Origin of the sequence: Corynebacterium simulans (genome assembly GCF_001586215.1) — a bacterium.
Lineage (GTDB): Bacteria > Actinomycetota > Actinomycetes > Mycobacteriales > Mycobacteriaceae > Corynebacterium > Corynebacterium simulans.
In genome coordinates, this window is record NZ_CP014634.1 from 2,100,492 (window position 1) to 2,121,143 (window position 20,652).

Annotated in this window: 17 protein-coding genes; 15 read left to right on the forward strand and 2 right to left on the reverse strand. The window is 57.1% G+C overall.

What is annotated here, in order from left to right; genetic code table 11:
- From WM42_RS09875 to WM42_RS09905, 7 genes are all read left to right on the forward strand, one after another.
- On the forward strand, positions 1-912 hold the full coding sequence (locus WM42_RS09875; protein WP_062037742.1) for a phage capsid protein: 912 nt from the start codon (positions 1-3) through the stop codon (positions 910-912).
- 183 nt (positions 913-1,095) lie between these two features.
- Positions 1,096-1,533, forward strand: a complete 438-nt coding sequence (locus WM42_RS09880; RefSeq protein WP_235591252.1) for a hypothetical protein — start codon at positions 1,096-1,098, stop codon at positions 1,531-1,533.
- On the forward strand, positions 1,518-1,892 hold the full coding sequence (locus WM42_RS09885) for a hypothetical protein (protein WP_062037748.1): 375 nt from the start codon (positions 1,518-1,520) through the stop codon (positions 1,890-1,892). The genes WM42_RS09880 and WM42_RS09885 overlap by 16 nt, the downstream gene beginning before the upstream one ends.
- Entirely contained in the window at positions 1,889-2,239 is a 351-nt protein-coding gene (locus tag WM42_RS09890; RefSeq protein WP_062037751.1) for a hypothetical protein, read from the forward strand. Before WM42_RS09885 ends, WM42_RS09890 begins: the two co-directional genes overlap by 4 nt.
- The gene (locus tag WM42_RS09895; protein ID WP_062037754.1) at positions 2,240-2,701 is read left to right on the forward strand and encodes a phage tail terminator protein; all 462 of its coding nucleotides are present in this window, start codon (positions 2,240-2,242) and stop codon (positions 2,699-2,701) included.
- Between the two features lie 8 nt (positions 2,702-2,709).
- Complete coding sequence (locus tag WM42_RS09900) at positions 2,710-3,360, forward strand: phage tail tube protein (protein ID WP_062037757.1); 651 nt, start codon at positions 2,710-2,712, stop codon at positions 3,358-3,360.
- Positions 3,361-3,534: 174 nt separating this feature from the next.
- A complete protein-coding gene (locus WM42_RS09905; protein WP_062037761.1) occupies positions 3,535-3,825 on the forward strand; it encodes a hypothetical protein in 291 nt (96 codons plus the stop codon).
- A gap of 16 nt (positions 3,826-3,841) precedes the next feature.
- Here WM42_RS09905 and WM42_RS09910 read toward each other — a convergent pair.
- Positions 3,842-5,058 (reverse strand): IS3 family transposase gene (locus tag WM42_RS09910; RefSeq protein ID WP_115021451.1). Its coding sequence is split into 2 segments (ribosomal slippage): positions 3,842-4,797 and positions 4,797-5,058, totalling 1,218 coding nucleotides; the frame shifts between segments, so codons are not numbered across the junction.
- 67 nt (positions 5,059-5,125) lie between these two features.
- Here WM42_RS09910 and WM42_RS13380 point away from each other — a divergent pair.
- From WM42_RS13380 to WM42_RS13080, 8 genes are all read left to right on the forward strand, one after another.
- Positions 5,126-5,299: a hypothetical protein gene (locus WM42_RS13380; RefSeq protein ID WP_158510273.1), complete on the forward strand. Its 174-nt coding sequence runs from the start codon at positions 5,126-5,128 to the stop codon at positions 5,297-5,299.
- A 394-nt stretch (positions 5,300-5,693) separates the two neighbouring features.
- Positions 5,694-12,731: a phage tail tape measure protein gene (locus tag WM42_RS09920; protein ID WP_062037764.1), complete on the forward strand. Its 7,038-nt coding sequence runs from the start codon at positions 5,694-5,696 to the stop codon at positions 12,729-12,731.
- Between the two features lie 11 nt (positions 12,732-12,742).
- A complete protein-coding gene (locus tag WM42_RS09925; protein WP_062037767.1) occupies positions 12,743-13,561 on the forward strand; it encodes a hypothetical protein in 819 nt (272 codons plus the stop codon).
- A gap of 53 nt (positions 13,562-13,614) precedes the next feature.
- The gene (locus WM42_RS09930) at positions 13,615-16,164 is read left to right on the forward strand and encodes an OmpH family outer membrane protein (RefSeq protein WP_062037770.1); all 2,550 of its coding nucleotides are present in this window, start codon (positions 13,615-13,617) and stop codon (positions 16,162-16,164) included.
- A gap of 71 nt (positions 16,165-16,235) precedes the next feature.
- On the forward strand, positions 16,236-17,654 hold the full coding sequence (locus WM42_RS09935; protein WP_062037773.1) for a pyocin knob domain-containing protein: 1,419 nt from the start codon (positions 16,236-16,238) through the stop codon (positions 17,652-17,654).
- A gap of 5 nt (positions 17,655-17,659) precedes the next feature.
- Positions 17,660-17,971, forward strand: coding sequence for a carbohydrate-binding protein (locus WM42_RS09940; protein ID WP_145915060.1), 312 nt, complete (start codon positions 17,660-17,662; stop codon positions 17,969-17,971).
- A 10-nt stretch (positions 17,972-17,981) separates the two neighbouring features.
- Positions 17,982-18,551 carry a carbohydrate-binding protein gene (locus WM42_RS09945; RefSeq protein WP_062037779.1) on the forward strand — a complete coding sequence of 190 codons (570 nt, stop codon included), beginning with the start codon at positions 17,982-17,984 and terminating at the stop codon, positions 18,549-18,551.
- A gap of 231 nt (positions 18,552-18,782) precedes the next feature.
- A complete protein-coding gene (locus tag WM42_RS13080) occupies positions 18,783-19,160 on the forward strand; it encodes a helix-turn-helix domain-containing protein (protein WP_082787677.1) in 378 nt (125 codons plus the stop codon).
- Here the strand turns inward: WM42_RS13080 and WM42_RS09950 are convergent.
- Positions 19,101-20,369: a tyrosine-type recombinase/integrase gene (locus WM42_RS09950; protein ID WP_062037782.1), complete on the reverse strand. Its 1,269-nt coding sequence runs from the start codon at positions 20,367-20,369 to the stop codon at positions 19,101-19,103. The genes WM42_RS13080 and WM42_RS09950 overlap by 60 nt on opposite strands.
- Positions 20,370-20,652: the final 283 nt, after the last annotated feature.

Below are 20,652 nucleotides of genomic sequence, written 5' to 3' on the forward strand. Positions count from 1 at the left end.
ATGTCTGTCGCATCCTTTATCCCTAAGCTGTGGGCTCCGGAACTTCTCGTTCCGTTCAAGAAGTCCAGCATCTACACCCAGCCGGGCATCGCTGATACCAAGTACCAGCCGATGCTCCAGAACAGTGGCGACACCGTGGAGATCAACTCCATTGGTAAGGCCACTATCAAGAACCATGACCGTACCAAGGATCTTGAGTACGATGACCTGACCACGACCTCTGCGAAGCTGGTCATGGACCAGGAGCGGTACTACGGTTTCCGCGTCTCCGACGTTGACCGTGTACAGGCGGCCGGTGACTTCGCTTCCGCCGCCACTAACCAGCACGGTTCGGAGATGGCCGACGAGATTGATAAGGCAGTAGCCGCATCCCTTAAGGCGGACGCGGGTAACAAGCTGCCGAACCAGCCGGTATTCGACGGCGCCGACTTCTATCGACCCTCCGATGGCCAGCTCACCGCGTGGGACGTTGTTCGCAAGCTTGCCACCGAGCTGAATAAGGTTTCCGCACCCACCGCCCAGCGCTGGATCGTGGTCGGCCCGAACTTTGGCTCCGCCCTTCTCGCAGACCGCCGTGTCACCCAGGCAGACGCCGCAGGCACTGACATTGTGGCCCGTAATGGCCTCATCTCGTCTATCTCGCAGCTCGGCCTGAACGTTTACCAGTCCAACAATGCCCCGGTCACCGCAGGCCGCGAGGGCATTGTGGCGGGTGTTCCCGGAGCACTTGCGTTCGCTACCCAGCTCCGCGAGCTCGAGGCATTCCGTGACCCGGATCGCTTCGGCGATATCGTCCGTGGCCTTCAGGTCTTCGGCGCGAAGGTCGTCAACCCGAAGGGCCTCGTCTATGTGGAGGCTGACGTGAAGCCGGGAACCCTCGGCTCCGCTGCTGCATCCACCCCGGCAGCCTAAAGGCGGGCGGTAGTGTCACGCCCCTGGTTGCCACCGGCACGGCGGCCTAGGGCTGGCGCTACATAGGGCGGTCTACCCATCCTCTAGATAGGTGCTAGGGGGTCGTTGGGTAGCCCGCCCTTTTTCATACCTACAGCACAATACTGTTTCCCCCTCTGGAGGTGGGGATAGGTGAATCTTGAAATGAATTACATTGACCGGACTGAGCTTATCGCTGACGCTATTCCCGGCACCTACGAAGGTTTAGAAGATGCTCAGCTAGACAGTCTCATTACCCGGGCATCGATGCTGATGCGCCGCTACACCAAATCCGCCGTCTACGCGGTAGACGAGTACGGTATGCCGACAAGTGAGCGTATTCGGGCGGCATTCCGTGACGCTACGAGCGCCCAGGTTCTTGCTTGGGTTGAGGCCGGGGTTGTGGGGGAGTTGTCTACTGGCGGCGCCAATGTGGAGGCGTCCGTGGCCTCCTCATCTAACAACGGCTCGTCGGTGTCGTTCGATAACAGTGTGTCTACCGCAGCCCGTACTCGCCTTCTTGCTGGGGAGCCGTCCGAGGGGGCGCTCCTCATCCTTGAGGACGCCGGGCTTGTTGGTGCCCAGCCATGGATTCGGGTGTAGTGGCGATGCGTAGCAACACGAGCGATACCCTGGCGCGCCTGTGGTTTAGGCATGAGGTGAAGCTGCAGGGTGAGGAGATACGAACTGCTAGGGGTGTCGCCTACGGGCCTGAGCGTACCGTCATGGCGTCCATCAACATGCAGTCCCGTGTGGTGCAATCCGGTGTAGGGCACGGGGAGGAAGTCACCGTGGCGGGAACGCTCAACTGGGATGTGGAAGGCCCACTACCGGCTATCGGCTCGACGGTGACGATACCGGAGGAGTTCGGGGCGAAACCACAGCGCAAAGTTGTCACAGCCCGCAGGGCCTACACCGGCACCGGGCTCACACCGGACCACGTGGAGGTGACTATCCTATGAGCCTTCGACTCAACACCGAGCAGGTGAAGCAGCGGGTCAAGCAAGGCGCGGTTCGTGGCGTGTCGGAGGCGGCGCGTGTCGTTGAGGCAGCAGCCATCCCCCTCACACCGCTGGGCGAAACCGGCAACCTACGCCAGTCCGCACAAACCGTTCCCGGCACGGATACAGGCGGGAAGGTTGAGGGCGCTGTCCGCTACGACGGCCTGCCCTACATCCGTCGCCAGCATGAGGAAACCACGTGGAACCACCCGCGTGCGGGCCAGGCTAAATACCTGGAAACGGCGCGGGCTCAGAACGCCGAGAGGGTCGCACAGATTGTGCGAAACCACATTAAGGGGATGATCTAGGTGTCCGAGTACAACACGCAGGCCAGCCCGCGCCCCGCCACCCATGAGGACTTCGCGGACCACCTCGCCACCTATCTGCACAATCAGGGCGTGTGCGCTGACCCACTAGAAAATCAGCAAGACGGGGAACTACCCGCCGTATTCATCGGCAGGTTTGTTGACCAACCAGACCGCGCAATCTGTATCTTCAACGTGACGATTAGTAACACGTGGTCGAATAGCAACCCCACCGCTCGGTTCAGTATTGCGTGCCGCGGCGGGGCTGAAGATCAACTCACACCGGCCAACACCGCGGGGAAAATCTTTACCGCTTTGCATGACCGCACCTACTTTGAGTTGACCGCAGGGCACGGCGTTTTAGCCTGTGAGCGGGTCATAAATGATCCACAAGTGCCGGATTCAAATACCCGCTGGTACAGCATCGACACCTACGAGGCAGTGCTAGCAATCCCATCTATCTAGGAGATGACATGGCAATTGCAAAGTACGCTACTGCACCCAATTCGTGCGAGCTGAATAAGCAGCTCAATCGTGGCTGGGTGCTGCAGGTTAAGCCGGTCGGCTCGGATGCGTCCGAATACCGGTTTGTTCGCGGTCTGACTTCTCTGTCCCCGAACATCGAGACCAACACGGTCGATGCGTCGGACATCGATTCTAACGGCTGGACTTCCGAGATTAAGACCTCCCGCTCGCTAACCGTCTCCGCTGAGGGCCAGTTTGCGCGCAAGGGCGACCTTGATTTGCTGACTGAGGATCAGCAGCTCCTGAAGTACACCGGAGAAGAGCTGGGCGACCACGGCAAGATCGACTTCCGTATCTGGCGCTCTGATATTGACGAGGGCTGGGAGGGCACCGCTAACAACAGCTTCAAGTCCGGTTCTGGCGGCGCTAATGATCTGCGCACTTTCACCTCTGATTTGAAGTCCTCCTGTGAGCCGACCCGTATCCACTCGGTTAAGGTTGGCGCGGAGAAGAAGCCGTCTGAGAAGATTAACGAGGAAGAGATCCTTAAGGCAATCACTCCAAAGGGTGTCGCGCCGGGTAATACTGACACCGCTGGCGAGCACTCCCCGGGCGCCTCGGCGGGTACTGGCGAGAACACCTCAGGCGCTACCGGCTAGAATGATATTTGGCCCTAACGCTTTAACCGTTGTTTAACGGCAACGCGTAGTTAACCCTCATGGTTTTTATTGACCGTGGGGGTTAATTCTTTTCCTGCCTATCTGACCGCACACGCCACTGATTAAGAATTAGTGGCGTGACCGAAAGCAACCAGCAAGGAAAGAAACACGGCCATGACTAACTTTGGCAACCTTGAAGAGCAACTCGACCCATTCGACGTCTACTTCACCTATAAGGGCAAGCAGTACGGATTCAGCCCAAGTGTGGAGGATGTTCTCGCATTCCAGATTGACCTTAACCGCTCTCGCACGAAGGGCACTACCGAGATGGATGTGTGGAATCGTGTGATTGCGTTGTCGGGTGGCAAGATGAGCAAGACCGGCAAGATTTCCGGTGGTGTTCTTGAAGAGCTAACCGGCGACGGTGTGCCGTTCTGGGGTTGCCCGCAAATCGTGGACACGTAGTGGAGCTACCTAGTGGTTAGGCAGCTATTTCTTTTCTACTGGTGGTTAGACCAATGTGGTTTTCGAAGTCGACGGGGCTGACCATCCCGAGTGCAGAGTGCCGGCGTCGGCGGTTGTAGACGACTTCAATCCAGTAGGCAACGGCCTTGCGTGCAGCATCACGGGTCGCCCAGCGCTGCCGGTCATAGAATTCAGTCTTTAGCGTCGACCAGAACGACTCAGCCATCGCGTTATCGAAGCACACACCAGTACGCCCCACAGACTGGGCAATGCCCAGGTTGCGGCAGACCTCCCAGAGCTTCTCACTGGTAAATTGCGTTCCGCGGTCAGCGTGAAACACCAGCCCATCAGGAACATCACCGCGTAGCGTATGCGCCATCCGCAGGGCCCGTTCAACCAGGTGTGTGTCTTGAACGCTATCCATAGCCCAGCCCAGTACCCTGCGGGAATGACCATCGCGGACCGCGCACAAGTACAACCAGCCCTCACCGGTGCGCAGGTAGGTAATATCTGACATCCACACTCGGTTGAGCTGACCAGTATCAAACATGCGCTTGACCAGGTCAGGAAGAGTTGACTTACGCTTGGCTTGAATCGTTGTCACCGGGACAAAGGCACGCGGTGAAATCCCTTCAATGCCCATCATGCGCATCCGTTTAGCCACAGTCTTGCGATTCAAGGTGATCTGGTAGCGCTCGGCAAGCTCTGCGGTGATCCGCGGAGCACCATAAACCTCATCGGAGTCTTTCCAAATCTGATGAATCTTTCGGTCAACATCATCGTAAAATGCTGCCCGATCATCTTCGCCGGATAGTCGTTTCTGCTGCGCATGGGCCCATTTGTAGTATCCAGACCGAGATACTTTTAATAGTCGTGCCATGCGCTTGATGCTGTAGTTCGCCTTCTCCTGCTGCATTAGTTCGAACTTTTCTGCTCGCGTTGCTTCGCGGCGAAGAAGGCTGTCGCTTTTGACAAAAACTCGTTATCCATCTTGGCTTCTGCCAGCTCCCGGCGCAGACGAGCATTCTCAGCTCGGAGGTCAGCCTCGCTCATCCCATCGGAGGATCCTCGGCGTTCACGTTCGAGTTTGACCCACCGGCCCAAAAGCCCGGCGGAAACACCGATTTCCTTAGCCACATGAGCGATCGGTCGCTCTGACTCGATTACCAGGTTCGCGGCTTCACGCCGGTACTCCGGCGTGTACTTCTTGCGCTGTTGACTCACAATGAACATCCTCTCTTACGGACACAAGATCCGTACAAATAGGGTGTCCACTAAACGAGGGTAACCTCAGTTCAGTGTGATTGACCGCTTTGTTCAGGCAGTCCACCTCAAGTACGCAAACAATAACGACATTGCCAAGGCGTACTTTGAGACTGGCGAGCTGGGAAAAGCGCTAGAGAAGTTGAAGAGCGACGCCCAACAGAACCAGGAGACCCAGACGGATGCTGGCGAGACCAATGGGGGCGCTTAAGGCGTGATGAAGATGGTTGGGCGTGGGCGCAGGACTCCGAATTTTGGTATGACCCCTACGCTGGGGCCTACTCGGATAATGACCCGGGTGGTGGCCCGCCCGACCTGTTTATTCTAGAAACTTACGGTGAGTATGTCCGTGAGTGGTGGGCGGAGAAGATTCAAGACCGCCCTCATGTGGATGAAGAGAAACTCACCTGGGCGAATCTGTTGTCTCATTGGGATGAGATAGAGACTGACTTTCATCACTTTTTTGACGTGGATTTTGGTTCACGTATTTTAGCTGACCGCCGCTGGCGTTGGTTCACAATACGCCTAGTAAGGCTACTAAGCGAAGATACGGCTATTGCGCGTGTTCTTGGCTTACGTGATAGACCCAACCAGCAGGAGTGAGTATGGCAGCGCTAGACCTCGGAGACCTCGGCTTCAAGATCAAAGTTGACACTGCGGAGTTTGACTCCGCGTTGTCAAAGATTGAGTCTAAGGCCCGCGGTCTAGATAAGACTCTAGAGGCTACCGGCAAGCGCAAAATTAGCGTTAAGGCCGACTCCGGTAGCCTTGGCAAGATTGAGTCTGCCGCTAAGTCTGCGGGTAGCGCTGTTGACGCGGTTAACGGCAAGCGTGTTTCACCGCAGGCAGATAGTGGCCAGCTAGATAAGGTTGCGACGGCTGCGAAGTCCGCGGGCGATGCGATTGATTCCGCATCGGGCAAGAGCGTCTCTCCGAAGTCTGACACCGGCCAGTTAGAAAAAGTTACTTCCGCCGCGAAGTCTGCCGACGATGCGGTTGAGGCGCTCGCGGGCAAGAAAGCCACTCCGCTTGTTGATCCCGCGCCGTTGGAGAAAGTCGCGGGCAAGTCCCGTGAAGCGGCATCCGCAACGGAAGAATTAGCCCATTCTGCTAACCCGCTCGGGGGCATGTTTAGCAGCGCCGCGTCCTCCGCCGCGGGCATGATGGGCGCCCTTGCGGGAGTTGGTGGCGTCGCTAGCGCGTTCGGCAAGATTATGTCTACCGGCATGGAGTTTCAATCGTCCATGAACACCATGTCGGCCGTGTCTGGCGCTACCGGCGAACAGTTGGCTGCGGTGTCTGCTAAGGCCCGCGAGTTGGGCACGGATGCGTCGCTGACGGCTACCTCGGCTACGGATGCTTCGCAGGCAATGACGGAGTTGGCTAAGGGCGGCTTCACGGTTGAACAGTCCATGTCTGCGGCTAAGGGCACACTCCAATTAGCGGCTGCTGCTGGTGTTGAAGCGGCGGACGCGGCCACTATTCAATCGCAGGCGCTACAGGCGTTCAGTCTCGGCGCTGGGGACGCGGCGCGTGTGTCAGATATTCTCGCGGGTGCGGCTAACGCCTCGTCTGCCGAGATGACCGGCATCGCGCAGGGTCTGCAGCAGTCGGGCACGGTTGCGCACCAGTTCGGTCTTTCGATTGAGGACACGGCCACGTCGCTGGCGATGTTGGCTAATGCTGGTATTCAAGGTTCGGATGCTGGCACGTTGCTTAAGACCACGCTGTTGTCTGTCACGGATCAGGGCAAGCCCGCGCAGGAGGCTATCGAAAAGCTTGGGCTAACCGTCTACGACTCCAACGGCAAGTTCGTTGGCATGGCTTCGCTACTTGAGCAGCTTAAGCTGGCGTCCAAGGCCATGACGGATGAGCAGTATCAGGCCGCCACCGCCACCTTGTTCGGTTCCGATGCTATGCGCCTGTCTGGTATCGCAGCACAGCAAGGCGCCCAGGGCTTTAACAAGCTCAAGGAAGCAGTCACCCGCCAGGGCCAGGCCGCTGAGGTCGCAGCCGCGCAGACGCAAGGCCTGCCGGGCGTGTGGGAGCGCTTCCAGAACACTATGGAAGATCTCTGGCTGGGCATGTTCGACAACATGGATGACCAGCTGGTTTCTGTCGGAAACTCCGCTGTTGACATGGTGGAGGGCGTCGCACCAGAACTTGAGAAAATGGCTCACCTCACTGGCGATGCTATGAAACTGTCTGTTGGCGGCGTCGCTAAAGCGGTTGAGGTGTGGGGCAAACTCCCCGGCCCGGTTAAAGAGGCCGCTACTGCTATGGCGCTTGTTGCTGCGGCGGTTAAGTCTTACAGCAAGTTCAGCATGGTTTCTACCGCGGTTGACGGTTTGACTGGCTCGTTTAAGCGCACCCGCGGTGGTATCTCTGATTTCACTTCCGCTTTTGGCGAGGCGTATTCCTACGCTCGCCAGGCCAATCCAGAATTGTCGCGCACTGGCGCTGCTTTGCAGGTACTTGGTGGTAAGGGCGGCGTGGCCGCTGCTGGTATGGGCAAACTCAAGGGCGCCGCCGCTGGCGTGCTTGAGATGCTTGGCGGCCCGTGGGGCGTGGCTTTTGCTGCGGCTGGCGCGGCTGTTGCGTCCGCTGTTGATTATGTTCAGGCGGCAGACCAAGCAGAGAAGAATCTTGCCGAGTCGTCCGTTAAGGCGGCTAAGGCGCACGACCAGCTAGCTACTGCTATTGCTGGTACTAAGGGCGCGTTGTCTGGTGACGGTTTGGCTGCCGCTGTTGATATGGCTAACGCTAAGCTCACGGAGTTTGAAGAGCGCGGCAAGCTCGCTTCTAAGTGGCAGTCATCTTTCATTGAAAAGGGCGCCTACCGCGAGGAGGATTACCAGCGCCACCTTAAGGAAGAAACTTACGCTGGTTCTAGCGCTGATTCTAACGCCCGCCGTAAGGCCACGGAGGACACTAAGAACGGCTATAAAGAGCTTCAGTCCGCTATGGAAGAGCTGAAGATGAGCAAGGAGGATGTTGATAAGGCGATCGCTGTTGGCGGCGAGTCTTACGACAATCTCATTTCTCATCTGCGCTCCACTGGCGATTCTGGTAATTGGGCGGCGGATCGTCTTGCTGAAAGCCGCACTAGTATGCAGCAGGCTATTGATGCCGCTCGTCAGCTTGACCCGTCGGCGGCTCAGGCGGCTGCCGGTATTGACGTGTTGGCGGATTCTTCCGCGTCGGCTGACGATAAGCTCTCCGCTTTGAAGTCCACTATGCGGGCGATGGGTCTGCTTTCGCAGACTGCGGATCAAGCCATGATGGAAATGGCGGACACCGTAGAAGAGATTGGGAACAGTGTTTCCAATCTGGGTCAGGGTACGGATGGTCTGGGCGATAAGCTGTTTGACGGCGATAAGCTGAATGTTCAGAACGATAACGCCCGCCAGTTGTCGTCCACGCTGTCGGATATGTCGGATCAGCTCATGAATGTTGGCGTCGCTGGTGGTGACGTTAACGAGGCGTGGGACACGATGATTCCTGTGCTGGATGATATTCGCGCACAGATGGGTTTGACGGGTGAAGAGTTCGACGCCCAGTGGTCTCACATTCTTGAGTCTTACGGTCTCGCGCCGGATGTTGTTCATACTTTGGTGGAGTTGGACGGCGCTAGCGAGGCTGTCCAGTCGTTGGGTGATTTGTGGGCTGGCCTTTATAAGGTTGAAGAGGGAGCCACTATTCCGATTGACCCGCCGAACCCTGACGTTGTTGCGGTGATGGATGAGCTGGGGATTAAGTACCAGGAGGTTAAAGACGCTTCCGGTGAAACGATCCAGTTTAAGGTGACGGCTCCTAGCGATGAAGTTAAGGGCCAGTTGGATGAAATCACTACCAAGATGGCGGAAATTGATGATGATTCCATCACGATTGAAGCGATCATGGATCCGACTCAAGTTGAGATGGGTGCGGCGGAGGTTGAGTCTCTGCTGCAGGATTTGGATATTAAAAACCCGTCTCCGCAGGCGCAGCTAGTTATTGATGACTTAAAAGCTAATCACTCTATCGCCATGGGTGATTTGGAGTATCTGAATCAGCAGTCAGCTAACCCGGTTGCTGATTTGGATAAGCTGCTACTTGATAACGGTATTAACACCGCTCATGGGCAGTTGGACGGGCTTAATGCTCATTCCACTAATTCGCATGTTGATGCCAACACCGACTCGTTCACGACCAAGGTCGGCGCAGCGATCCGTTTGATTAACTCCGTGCCGCTCACCAAGCGCGTTCAGTTCATTGGTGAAGTTGTTGGCTCCGCTTGGAATCGTATTCGCGGCAACGCTAACGGCGGTATTGCAGGATTCGCAGCCGGTGGCGAACTACCTCGCCTAGCGATTGGCGGCGATGCCGGTTACCGCTTGCCGCTTAGTGGCCCAGGAACAAACACCGTTGATGGATTCCTTGGCGTTGACGGCTCCGGTATGCCTATTGCCCGCGTAGATGCTGGGGAGTGGGTTATTAATCGTCGTTCCTCGGCTCAGTTTGGCGCAGCGCTAGCGGCGTTGAATGCGGGTAACGCGCAGCTGGCGCTCATGGAGTTGTTGCGTAATCTTCCAGCGCACGCCGATGGTGGCATGACTAAATCGGAGCAGGTTAAGGAAGTACTCGCGCCGTACAATAACGGCCCGTACCTCATGGGTGGATTCTCCCCGAGCGCGTTTGATTGCTCTGGCGCGGTTGCGGCTGGCGTTAACGCTTATTTGGGTCTTGACCCGTTCGATTCTCGCATGTCTACGGTTAATGAGGGCCAGTGGCTTGCGGCTAAGGGCTTCGAGAACGGCCCGGGCAACGGCAAGCAGTTGGCTGTTGCTTGGTATGACTACGGCGGAGGCGCTAACGGCCACACGGCGATGATGCTGCCGGATGGAACCTATATTGAGTCTGGCGGTAACACGGGCCAGGGTATGACGATCGGTGGCGCGGCTGGCCCGTTGGAGGGTCGCGGATTCACTAATTTCATGTATCTGCCGGGTTCTGATTCTGATTCTGGCGAGCTGACTGGTGATCTAGGCGAGACTGATGGTCTCGGGACGACTCTCGAGGATTTTGGTGGCGGCGCGTCCGCTAAATCACGACCCAAGGCTACGGCGCGTAAAGCATCGGCACCCGTGGCCGGGCAGATGTTTAATCATCCTGGGTTTGCGTCGAATATCCCGGGCGCCACCGTTGGTAGCTCTCTGGGTGGTCACCGTGCTGCGGTTCAGGCCGCCGCTGATAAGTACGGTGTTGGAGCGCAGGCAGCCGGTGTCATGAACTGGTCTAACCCGTTTGTTGGTTCTAACAGTTTCCGCGATGAGATTGGTGAGCCTGGGTCTAAGCAGATTCTTTCGATTGCTAAGCAGCTAGAAAAGCAGTTTGGTCAAAAGGGAATTGCGGCGCAGGTTGAAGCGGCGTTGAGTGCTAAGACACCGAACTGGGATGTGTGGCTCCGTGTTAACGAGGACACGATCGACGCTTTTAACCGTCTTGAAGAGGCTAAGGCCGACGTCAAGAATGGTGTTAATGATGTTGCGGAGGCCGAGGAGAAACTAGCGGAGCTGAAAAAGAAGTCTAAGGACTCCAAAGATGACGCTGCGGATAAACTCGCCGATGCGTATAAGGCGCTAGATAAGGCTAAGAGAAAAGAGCTAACTAAGTCTTACACCCAGCAGGATAAGACGGAGGAAATCGAAAAGGCTCAAAAGAAGATTGATGAGCTGAAGGAAAAATCTTCCGAGAACGCCAATAAGGCGGCGCAGCAAATCGCCGACGCCGAGCAAGAGATCATTAACGCTCGCGAGGATGAGAAAGAATCTCTCCGTGAGCTTAAAGAGGCTCAACTCCAGTACAACACCGCGTTGCAGATGGCGCCTATTAAGGCGGTTGCGTCCTTGACGGATAAAATCGCGGAGGGCTTCGGGGCTATTGCGGAAAGTCTTGAGCTTATGGCGACCAACATGGATCACGCTAATGAGCTTATCGATGCCCGCCAAGATTCAGAACTCGCTGACGTTAACGCCAAGCAGGATGCTTTAGACGCGGCGCGTAAGCTACGCCAGTTGGAGCGCGATAACTCAAATGAGCGCCATAAAGAGGTGCTAGACCAGCAGCAGGCCGAGTTTGATTTGGCTATGGCGCGCCATGACTACAATTCGCAGTATTCCGACCTTGAGGTCAATCTTGCCGAGCTGCGGGCTAAGGGCATTCTGGATGTTTCGCAGCGCGCTATGGACACGGATCGCCTGGCGATGATTTCCGCTTCCGGTGTGGCCGTTGCAGAAAAGCAGTTGGAGTTAACCCGAGCGCAGGCCGCTAAGGGCGAGTTTGAACGCCAGGTCGCTTTGCAAGAGGCCACCTATGAGGTGAACTTTCAAGAGGAAATGGCGCGCATTCAGCATGAGCGCCTGGCTGTTGCTACACAGGAGCTGGCGGACGCCGCGGCTGCCGCCGCTGGCAAGTTGGGCGGCTCGGCTAGCGCTCTCGCGCAGGAGACTCAAGGCAAGCAGAAAACCGCCGCTGGCGCCGCTGGCGTTATTGGTGGTCTTGCACAGTTGGCTGGCGCTGTTTTCATGACCGTGGCTACCGGCGGCGCTGCGCTACCGGCTGCGCTGGCGTTGGGCGCTTCGGGCCTTAAGACCGCCGTCGAGGGCGGCAAGAACATTGCCGAGGGCAAGGCGCAGGCAGACGCTTACAAAAAGCAAGCCAAAGAGGAATACGACGCCCTATCTAAGGATGATAAGGCCCGCGTTGACGCCGCCCGCGCCGGTCTCGCAATCGGAGCTATTGCCGGTGGTGCTGTCGGTATGGCCGGTGGTTCGTCGGATGATGTGAATAACATGTTTGACGCCACTAGCGGTATTTTTAATCTGCCGTTGTATCAAAAGCAGATGACCGAGAAATACGGTGCCGAGGCTGCGGCGTTGATGACTGCGAAGAAAAAAGCGGAGCTTGATCGCCGTGAAAAGACGGCGCAGTTGGAGCGCGCTAAGGCGGCGTTTGACTTATCGGACTCGACGGCAAAGCAGGCGGACGCCCTGGCCGATATGCAAGACACGCTACAAAAGCAGCTTAATGAGTTGCAGCAGGAGAATAAGCAGCTCGCCGGGATTGACGACAAAATTGGGGGCAAGAATAAGTCTGTTCTCATGAGTATTGGCGGTTCCGGTTGGGGCGTGAACTCCACGGACGGCATGATGCTCGGGGCTAGCACCGGCGGGTTTGGCGGCGTGACCCGTGATGAGGTTGGGGCATGGTCGTCTCTGAACGTTGAGAACGGCTGGAATACGGCGGAGATTATGCGGCCGCTTGTTGATTCGATTAAGGACACAGCGGCGGACGCTGCGGCGGCGTCTCGCGGTGTTGTTGAGGGCTTGCCGGAGACTGTGGCGGAGGGCCGTTATGCGAAGTTGCTGGCTGAAAAGTCGGTTGTACCTGGCGCTGTTGATGCCGCGGGCCGGTCTGTGCTTGCGGCGCAGCGTGAAGCGGCCGACGCGGCGTATGAGGCCGCTGCGAAGCGCGTGCTTGCCGAGATGGGTGGTGGTGACACTACGAATATCGGAACACAGTTCACGGGCGCGGTGTCGGTTAATGCGAAGTTGGAGGACACGGTTCTCGATGGGTTACGTGCTATGGCGGCGAATAAGTAGGAGAATGAATCATGAGTAAAGTTTGGGATAAGAAATTCCGTCTCACATTGTGGGGCGTTGACGTGGAGCCGTTAGCGTTGTCGCGCCCGCGGAAGTGCCGTGAGGGGCTATTCCTTTCGGAGGTGCCGGACGGGCTACAGGGATTCGATAAGCGCCACTTGTGGGATGAAGCGTCTGGTTCGTGGCACGGCATGAGTACCGACACAAATCAGATCAAGCTAGAAGTCATGGCTAAGGGCCGCGATGTGCGCGGGTACATGGATAGATTGTTAACCGCGCTGGGTGACGGATCACACCCAATCGGCCTGTCTGTTGTGTCTGCGGAGTGGGGCTACCGCTGGTATCGAATGAGGGTCGCTAGCGTGTCGCAAATTGATTGGGGGCAGTCCCCCGGCGGGTCACGGTTCGCTAAGTGCTCGGTGATTCTTGAGTTCGCGGGGGACACAACCCGCCGGTTCAAAGAGCGCGTCACGCTTGCAAAAGATTCAAAGTTCGGGCGTGTTGAATTCCGCGTTGATGGTGACCAGCCAGTGTGGCCCAAGTTCACCGTGACCGGCTCTCACGGTGGTGTTCGATTGCGTCTGACCGCGCAGGATGAGTGGCAGACTGTGCCGTACCGGGCCGGTGGTTGGGTGATTGATTCTCACCCCGCCAGGCGGCACGTTACCGACATCGACGGCAAACCTGACTTTTCGCAGATTGTCCCGTTCTGGCCCGAGCCAGTTCCGGTCATAAATAGCAAAGCGACCGTTGAGATAGAGGCAACGCGCCCCGGCTCGGACTTCCAGCTACACATCGACTATGTACCGGAGTTCAGCAGAGCATGGTAGTCAAGTACAGCCCCCGTCATGAGATTATCGACCTAAGAGTTTGGAACCCGGCGATGACCTCATGGTGGGGGCTTACTGACTTTCAGGACTTTAGTCTTGAGGGCCGTGCTGATTGGACTGTCACCGCGGGTTCGGTAACCGTGTCTGCGGATCATGCGCTGGCGCCGCGTTTGCGCTCCGCCCGCCACGTGCCGGTGCCTATCTCATTCGCTATGAACGGTGTTAGGTGGGACGGTGCGGTTGAGTCTGTAGAGACGGGCAAAAAGGATGACGGCAGCGAATACGTCATTGCACGGTTCCTGTCTGACCATAAGCACTTTGGCAGGATGTTGGCTCGCGGCCCGATTGTGTCCGCTGCGGATGATTCCTCGGAAACGTTAACGGACCCCATCGGCAAGATTACCAAGCGGCTTGTTTCTACCGGCGCGGTGCGTACCGGCCTACCAACCTACATTCTGATTGATGATGACGGCGATACGGTTGAGGTTGAAGTCCGCACCGAGGATTACGTCACGGATGTTGTGGCGGACGCCCTGGCGGGGTCTAATTCGTTTGTTGAGGTTCGGAAACTTCTACCCGAGCAACCGATCCCAGGCAACGGCGTGGTTGAGCACTATTCGGGTGTTATGGAGCGCCAGTGGGAGCAGTACCAACTTGATGCGGGTTATTGGGCTAACGCGGCTACTAGCCCGCGTATCAAGGGCGTTACCGTCGGTTCCCAGTCGCCTGCGTACCCGGATAATTCTTGGGCTGGCAAGGGCATGAGGGATAAGGATTCCATGCCGCTATCGGAGCCGATGAGCGGCGTTTGTTTCCACCCGTTTGAAACGATTGTTAATCGTCCGCTTGGGTATTATGCGGAGGTTGACCCGGCGAATGTGCATGTTGTGACGCGGCAGCAGATTGAGAACGGGCCGGGCGCTGCGGCTGGCAGGCCGCACTACGTGACGCACTTTAAGGCCGGTACTCTCGATGTGGTTTCCGCGCCACATATTACGCAGTGCGTGGAGAAGCGTTTTCTAAAGCGTGTTGACGGCACGCCATACACGTCAGAGCGTGAGGCGCTTAGTCGCTTCACTACCGTTGATGCTTACGCATGGAAAGACGGCATAAGCTGGTTCCTAGCCACCTCGGAAGAGTTCGAGAAAGATAACCAGAAATACAAGCCACGCGGAGCTAACCAAAAGCAAACACCCGGCATCCTAGTTTGGCAACACGCGGGCCGTGACCGTCGCGGCGTCGTATTCTCATCCGCTCCGGGCGGCGGGCTTAAAGCATGGTCTGCTACGGAAAGCTCACCAGACGGAGCGATGCTTATCGCCGGTGGGCAGATGGACGCACAGACTATCGCCGCTTTGGAATCCGGTGTACTTAAGCCAAAGGGCACGGTTCAGAGCGTTGATGAGTCTACGGCGTCGGCTATTCTCCCCGCGTCCGCTGGACTGCCTAGCGCGGTAGAACAATTAGACATTGACGTTCAGCCGAACGCCACTATTTCCGGCACTGAAGTGTCTTTCTCTAAGGCCGGAGGCCGGGTTGATATTAATCAGGCGGGGCCGTTCTTCCTCCGCGAAAAGTACATGAATCTGTCGTCTACTGGTGGCGCTAATCCGGTGTCGGAGATTGCGCGGGAGTGGGCGAAGTCGCAGGGTTCAACCACGATGACATTCACCCCAGGGCACCACCAGACTGTTGTTTTCGGTGATGATGTGACCTTGCCGGATGGTCGTATAGTGCCGGGTTGGAAGCCGGGGGATCGCGTCTCGTTTGTTGATGGGACGACGCGTGTATCCGAAGTGATTATGGGGTTCAGTGTTCGGGCCGGGGCGAATGAGCCGGTCACGGTTGAGCCGATTTTAGGCCGTGAGGTTAACGGCGTGTTGTCTGGGTTGCGGCGTCGTATTGAAGAGAATGAGCGCGCCGCGAAGAAAGCGTTTCTTGCCCCGCCGCGAAAGGTGCCACGCGGTGCTGTTAAAGCGATTGCGGATGAATCGGCGTCTCGGGTTGAAAAGTCGCTGGTTCAGGCCTCTAAAGACTTATCTAATGAGATTGCTAAGACGGTTAAGACCGCCGATTTTGCGGAGTATTCAGCTGAGCTACAAGCGAAGTTGTGGGGTGCGCAGGGCGAGTTTAATAAGATCTCGGCGGAGTTTCAGGAGAAGCAGGAGCTTATTAACGCGCAACAAAAATTGATTGATGCGCAGCAAGATAAGATCGCTACGGCGTTGACGGAGCAGGTGGTGCTGGCGAGCCGATTGTCTGCGGCGAATGCGAAAGCGATTGAAGTGCAAAAGGAAGCGGAGCGTAAACGCCCACGCCTCGTGTTTGCTAAATACCCGGCGTATAACCCTAGTTATGTTGATTCGGAGGGTTATCTCCGTATTGAGCCTTATAGCACTGGCGATCGTGGGTTTAAGCTCGCGTGTTTGGGTGATTGGACTGGCACGATGGTTGTGCGTGCTACGGCGATTGGCCCGCTGTCGGCTAATTCCATTGATTCAATACGGTGCCGTGTTACTTCTAGTTCTCGCGTGTTTAATGGCACGCCGGAGGCTCTGCAGATGAGTTATAACACGCTTGATGTAACTATCTACCCTGACTAATAGACGGCCCGTGACCGCGGGACGAATGGTCGCATAATGAGGCTAATTTCAAAGCGTCATTAGGAGGCCACGTGACTGATTTCAACGGCAAGGTACAAGGCAATTTCGTTGACGATGATGATATTGTCCGCACCGGCCGGGTGATGATTGAGCTTAACGGCTATGGCTTTATGCAAGTGCCGATCCCTACCGGGTTGAAGCAGGCGTGGGATGATTTGCGTGGCGAATCTTCGACTAATTTGCAGGAGATTCGGAGCAAGACGTCGCAGGCTGTTAGCTCTGCTGATTCGGCGTCTAAGAGTGCAGCGGCTGCTAAATCGTCGGAGTCTAACGCGGCATCGTCTAAGAATGTGGCGGCGTCGTCGGCTTCCGCTGCGGCTGGGTCGGCGTCGGCTGCTAAGACTTCGGAGACTAACGCGTCTAATTCTGCCGCTGCGGCTAAATCGTCGGAGCAGGCGGCGGCCGGTTCGGCTACGGAGGCTAAGACATCGGCTTCTGCGGCTAAGCAGTCGGAGTCTAACGCGGCTTCATCTAAGAGTGCGGCGGCTGGTTCCGCGGCGGAGGCTAAGACATCGGCGTCGGCTGCTAAGCAAGACGCTGATAGGGCTGCGGCGGCGCGCACCGCGACGGAAAATATCGCTAAGTCCACCTCGTGGAATGGTGACCAGCTCACGGTAAATGGTAAAACCTCCCCCCACTTGAAAGGTGATAAGGGAGATAAGGGCGACCCAGGGGATGTTACTAACGTCACGTGGGATGTGGTGAAGAATAAGCCCGCAACGTTCCCGCCGAGCACACATACTCACACGTCGATTCAGATCACTGACGCTACTAACGCGGCGACCGCGAACATGGTTGTAAAGCGTGACGCTAGCGGGCGTGCGCAGTTTTCAGACCCGTCGTCGGGCGCCGATGCGGCAACTAAGGCCTATGTTGATGCGCAGGATGTGAAGATCGGTGCGCTTGGTAGTGGGGTGGATTTGAATACGGTCACCACGACCGGGGCGTACCATCAGAATCTTACTGCGAACGCGCAAAATGGTAAGAATTATCCCATCGGCCAGGCTGGCCTGCTTGAGGTTTTTAATCCCGATGCCAGCATGACTTACCAGCGTTACACCGTTTATGGCGGCTACAACCAGGTGTTTACTCGCGGTCTCTACAGCAACGCATGGGGCGCGTGGAAAGAGGTATCTACAGCTGGGCATACTCATGTATCCGCGGATATTTCGGACGCTCAAAACGGGTACACGTTAACGTCCACGGCTACGAACGGCCGCAAGCTGGTACAGATTTCCTCCAACGGCACGCTTGAGGTTCACGCCAACAATATGACCAACGGTAACGGTAACGCGGTGGTCAACAAGGCCTATGTGGATAGCTTGGCGACTGAAGTTCGCGCTTTTGCCGCGTCCCGCGCCGTGGTGAAACAGGTCACCTCCCCACCGTCATCTTTTGAGTCTGGCGTGCTTTACGTCATCCCGGAGTGATCGGCATGAGTGTTCATTTTGGGGGCAAAAAGGTAAAAGAGCTGTACTACGGCGGTAAGAAGGTTAAGGAAGCGTGGTACGGGGGACAAAAAGTCTACGGGGCTGCGGGCGGAAGAATTTTCGGCAAGTGGACCACGAATTTCAATTACGTGGTGGGCGACCGTGTGGCGCATAGGGGAATTATGTATGAGTGCATTGAAGCGCATACCTCTGATAGAGGAGACTACCCTTCATCTGCGACGAACCAGCCTGGCTATGGCTGGGACCAATATACGTTCTGGAAGCAGATCGGCTACGCCTACGAATTCGGGTTTTAAGGAGTAAATAATGAGCGTTGAGCAAGTCAAAGAATCTATTCAGCAGCTCACCGATTCTGAGGTAGAACAGCTGGGTGTGTGGATCTACGGGGAGGAAATGAACCGCCGCGCAGCCCAGCCCGCGATAGAACAAGCCCAGGCGGATATCGTCACCGAGCTACAAGACGCAGGGAAGCTGGAGAAACCGGAGGTGGCCACGGAGGAGCAAGCCAAGAAGGACGCGGCACGAGTACCGGAATGGCGCAACCCCGGCACCGACCACGAGCTGATGTATCGCTACGGTGACGTGGTTCGCTACCAGGGTAAGCTCGTGCGCTCTACCCATAAGGGGCTGAATCACTGGGAGCCGGGCACGCACGGTGTGGATGAGCACATCTGGTTGGACATCACCGACCGATACACCAACCCCCAGCCAGAAGAACCGGGCGTCGGCGAAGTGCGCCAGTTTGCCCCTGGCCTCGACGTGGCGGAGGGCGACATCATATCCTACGAGGGTGCCCACTACCGGGTACTCTCCGCACACACCACCGCCACACACTGGCCACCAGACACGGCCCACGCCCTTTTTGAAAAACTCTAACCACAAGCCCCTGACCGCGCTGCGGTTGGGGGTTTACTCATTCCCAAAGGAGGGCAAATTGAAAGATTGGAAAACGCTAGAACCCGACCGGGTACGCCTATCTGCCGTTACGCCTTGCAGGGCGATACTGGGGTGTACTGTAGTGGCTGGCTTCCCGGCCACACCCTGTACTATACAGTACTATCCTGTACTTTGTAAAATTTTCGGCCTAACCACTGCTACGCTCATCCTATGACCACACCCCAGCAGTGGCCTGCTGGCCAACTACTCCAACACGCCCGCGAACGCGAAGGACTATCCAAAGCCGAAGCCGCACGACGATCCCGCCTATCAGAATCCTGGTGGCGACGACTCGAAACCGGAATCAACATCCGAGACGGCAAAAAGATCCCCATCACCCCCACCCCGGAAGCGCTAGCGAAAGCCGCCCAAGCCGTCAACCTCCCTATCAACCAGGTACTCGAGGCGGCGGGCCTCGCCCCGGAGCGGGAAAACCCGGAAGACCTACAAGCCGAAGCGGCGCAGCTCCTCAAGGCCCTACCTATTCCACTACAGAGAGAAGCTGTCGCCTATCTCAGGGGGCTGACCGTAGGAAGTCGGCAGGGCTAACCTCTCCGCATACTGGGCTAGCGCGGCCTGCGCCTGCGCCCGCCCCACATGCACATATCCCAGCGTCGTATCTACAGTGGACTGGCCAAGAATGACCCCAATCACCTGAGGCGGTACCCCGCACTCGGCCAGTAGAGACGCCGCTGTATGCCTAGCTGTATGAAGGTCAACGACCGGGAGCCCCGCCGACTTTAAGGCAGACTTCCACCTGGAAAGCGCAACTTTCGGGCGTAGTGGATACCCGCGCTCGGATACCCACATGAGCCCCCACCGGTTCGACGGTGTAGCCTGCACATGCTGCCAGAGCATCGCATCCAGCGGGGGCGGCACGTGCACCAGACGTACCGAGGATGAGGTCTTCGGAGGGGCCAAAATCAGATTCCCCCACAGGGGCTCATGGTCATACCCGGGAGGTAGCGCAAGGCCACGGGTGGGGCACTTGCTCGGCGTCACGTCATCGCTACACCGGCACTCCTCACCATGCGCCCAGGACACCTCTACGAGCGCCCTATCTAGCTCGGCCGTGCACCCGGCCGGGGAGAAGTTCACCTTCGAGCGCCGCAACCCCAGAAGCTCGCCCTTACGGGGCCCGAGGAAGAGGAACGCGGCCCACAATGTGGCGAACGGGTCGCCGGACTGGGCCGAGTGGACTATAAGATGCCGCGCCTCGTCCGCCGTGAGCGACGTCCTCTTCTTCGATACTGCCCTAGGTCGCGGCACCTGAGAGCACGGGTTCCGCTCGATGAGTCCGCGCTTCACCGCATCCTCCATACAGACAGACAGCGACGACCTCACCATCTGAACCGTCCGGCTGGAAACGAGGGCATCTCTTACCGCTTTATCTAGCTCCCGAACCTCGTCCGCCCCGACGTCGCTGAGCTTGTATTGGCCGAGCGTCGGGATGATGTACTTGCTCGCGTAGGACTTATGATTACGCAGATTGTTCGGGGAGAAGGTTTCGGCTGCCGTGGTTTCGAGCCACCGGGTGACGTGAGTTTCGACGGTGATTTCTTCCGGTGTGGAGCGGCCTTTTTTGAGCTTGATGAATAGCTCGTTCCTACGCCTCACGCATTCCGGTTTAGTCTTGGCAGAGACGGTGCGGCGCACCTGCCGTCCCTTGCCGTCGTAACCAACGGTGATAGCGGCGCGGTACCGGCCGTCCTTGGTCTGGTATATGGAGCCCATGGTGAGGTCTCGTACTGGTCGCATTCGAACATCCTGAGTCGGTTGGTAGCTAGGTTCGGTAGCTAATTTTGTAGCTGCCTTCCGATACAGGCTAGTACACGCTAGTACAAGCGTGCTAGCTGGGCCCTTCTGCGATAAACCCGAAAACCCGCCCTGTACTGGTACAGGAAAAACATGACGCTCAGACTTCCAAGCTGAAGACGCGGGTTCGATTCCCGTCATTCCCTCCAATTTTTAAATCTCGAGTCAACGTTTCATGCAAATGTTGGCTCGAGATTTGTCGTTTTCCACCTTGCGGCCAAATCCA

Bases quoted from the DNA above. Each gene is read 5' to 3' on its own strand.
- WM42_RS09875 (WP_062037742.1), top strand. From the start codon at position 1: ATGTCTGTCGCATCCTTTATCCCTAAGCTGTGGGCTCCGGAACTTCTC.
- WM42_RS09880 (WP_235591252.1), top strand. From the start codon at position 1,096: ATGAATTACATTGACCGGACTGAGCTTATCGCTGACGCTATTCCCGGC.
- WM42_RS09885 (WP_062037748.1), top strand. From the start codon at position 1,518: ATGGATTCGGGTGTAGTGGCGATGCGTAGCAACACGAGCGATACCCTG.
- WM42_RS09890 (WP_062037751.1), top strand. From the start codon at position 1,889: ATGAGCCTTCGACTCAACACCGAGCAGGTGAAGCAGCGGGTCAAGCAA.
- WM42_RS09900 (WP_062037757.1), top strand. From the start codon at position 2,710: ATGGCAATTGCAAAGTACGCTACTGCACCCAATTCGTGCGAGCTGAAT.
- WM42_RS09905 (WP_062037761.1), top strand. From the start codon at position 3,535: ATGACTAACTTTGGCAACCTTGAAGAGCAACTCGACCCATTCGACGTC.
- WM42_RS09920 (WP_062037764.1), top strand. From the start codon at position 5,694: ATGGCAGCGCTAGACCTCGGAGACCTCGGCTTCAAGATCAAAGTTGAC.
- WM42_RS09925 (WP_062037767.1), top strand. From the start codon at position 12,743: ATGAGTAAAGTTTGGGATAAGAAATTCCGTCTCACATTGTGGGGCGTT.
- WM42_RS09930 (WP_062037770.1), top strand. From the start codon at position 13,615: ATGACCTCATGGTGGGGGCTTACTGACTTTCAGGACTTTAGTCTTGAG.
- WM42_RS09940 (WP_145915060.1), top strand. From the start codon at position 17,660: ATGAGTGTTCATTTTGGGGGCAAAAAGGTAAAAGAGCTGTACTACGGC.
- WM42_RS09945 (WP_062037779.1), top strand. From the start codon at position 17,982: ATGAGCGTTGAGCAAGTCAAAGAATCTATTCAGCAGCTCACCGATTCT.
- WM42_RS13080 (WP_082787677.1), top strand. From the start codon at position 18,783: ATGACCACACCCCAGCAGTGGCCTGCTGGCCAACTACTCCAACACGCC.
- WM42_RS09950 (WP_062037782.1), bottom strand. From the start codon at position 20,369: ATGCGACCAGTACGAGACCTCACCATGGGCTCCATATACCAGACCAAG.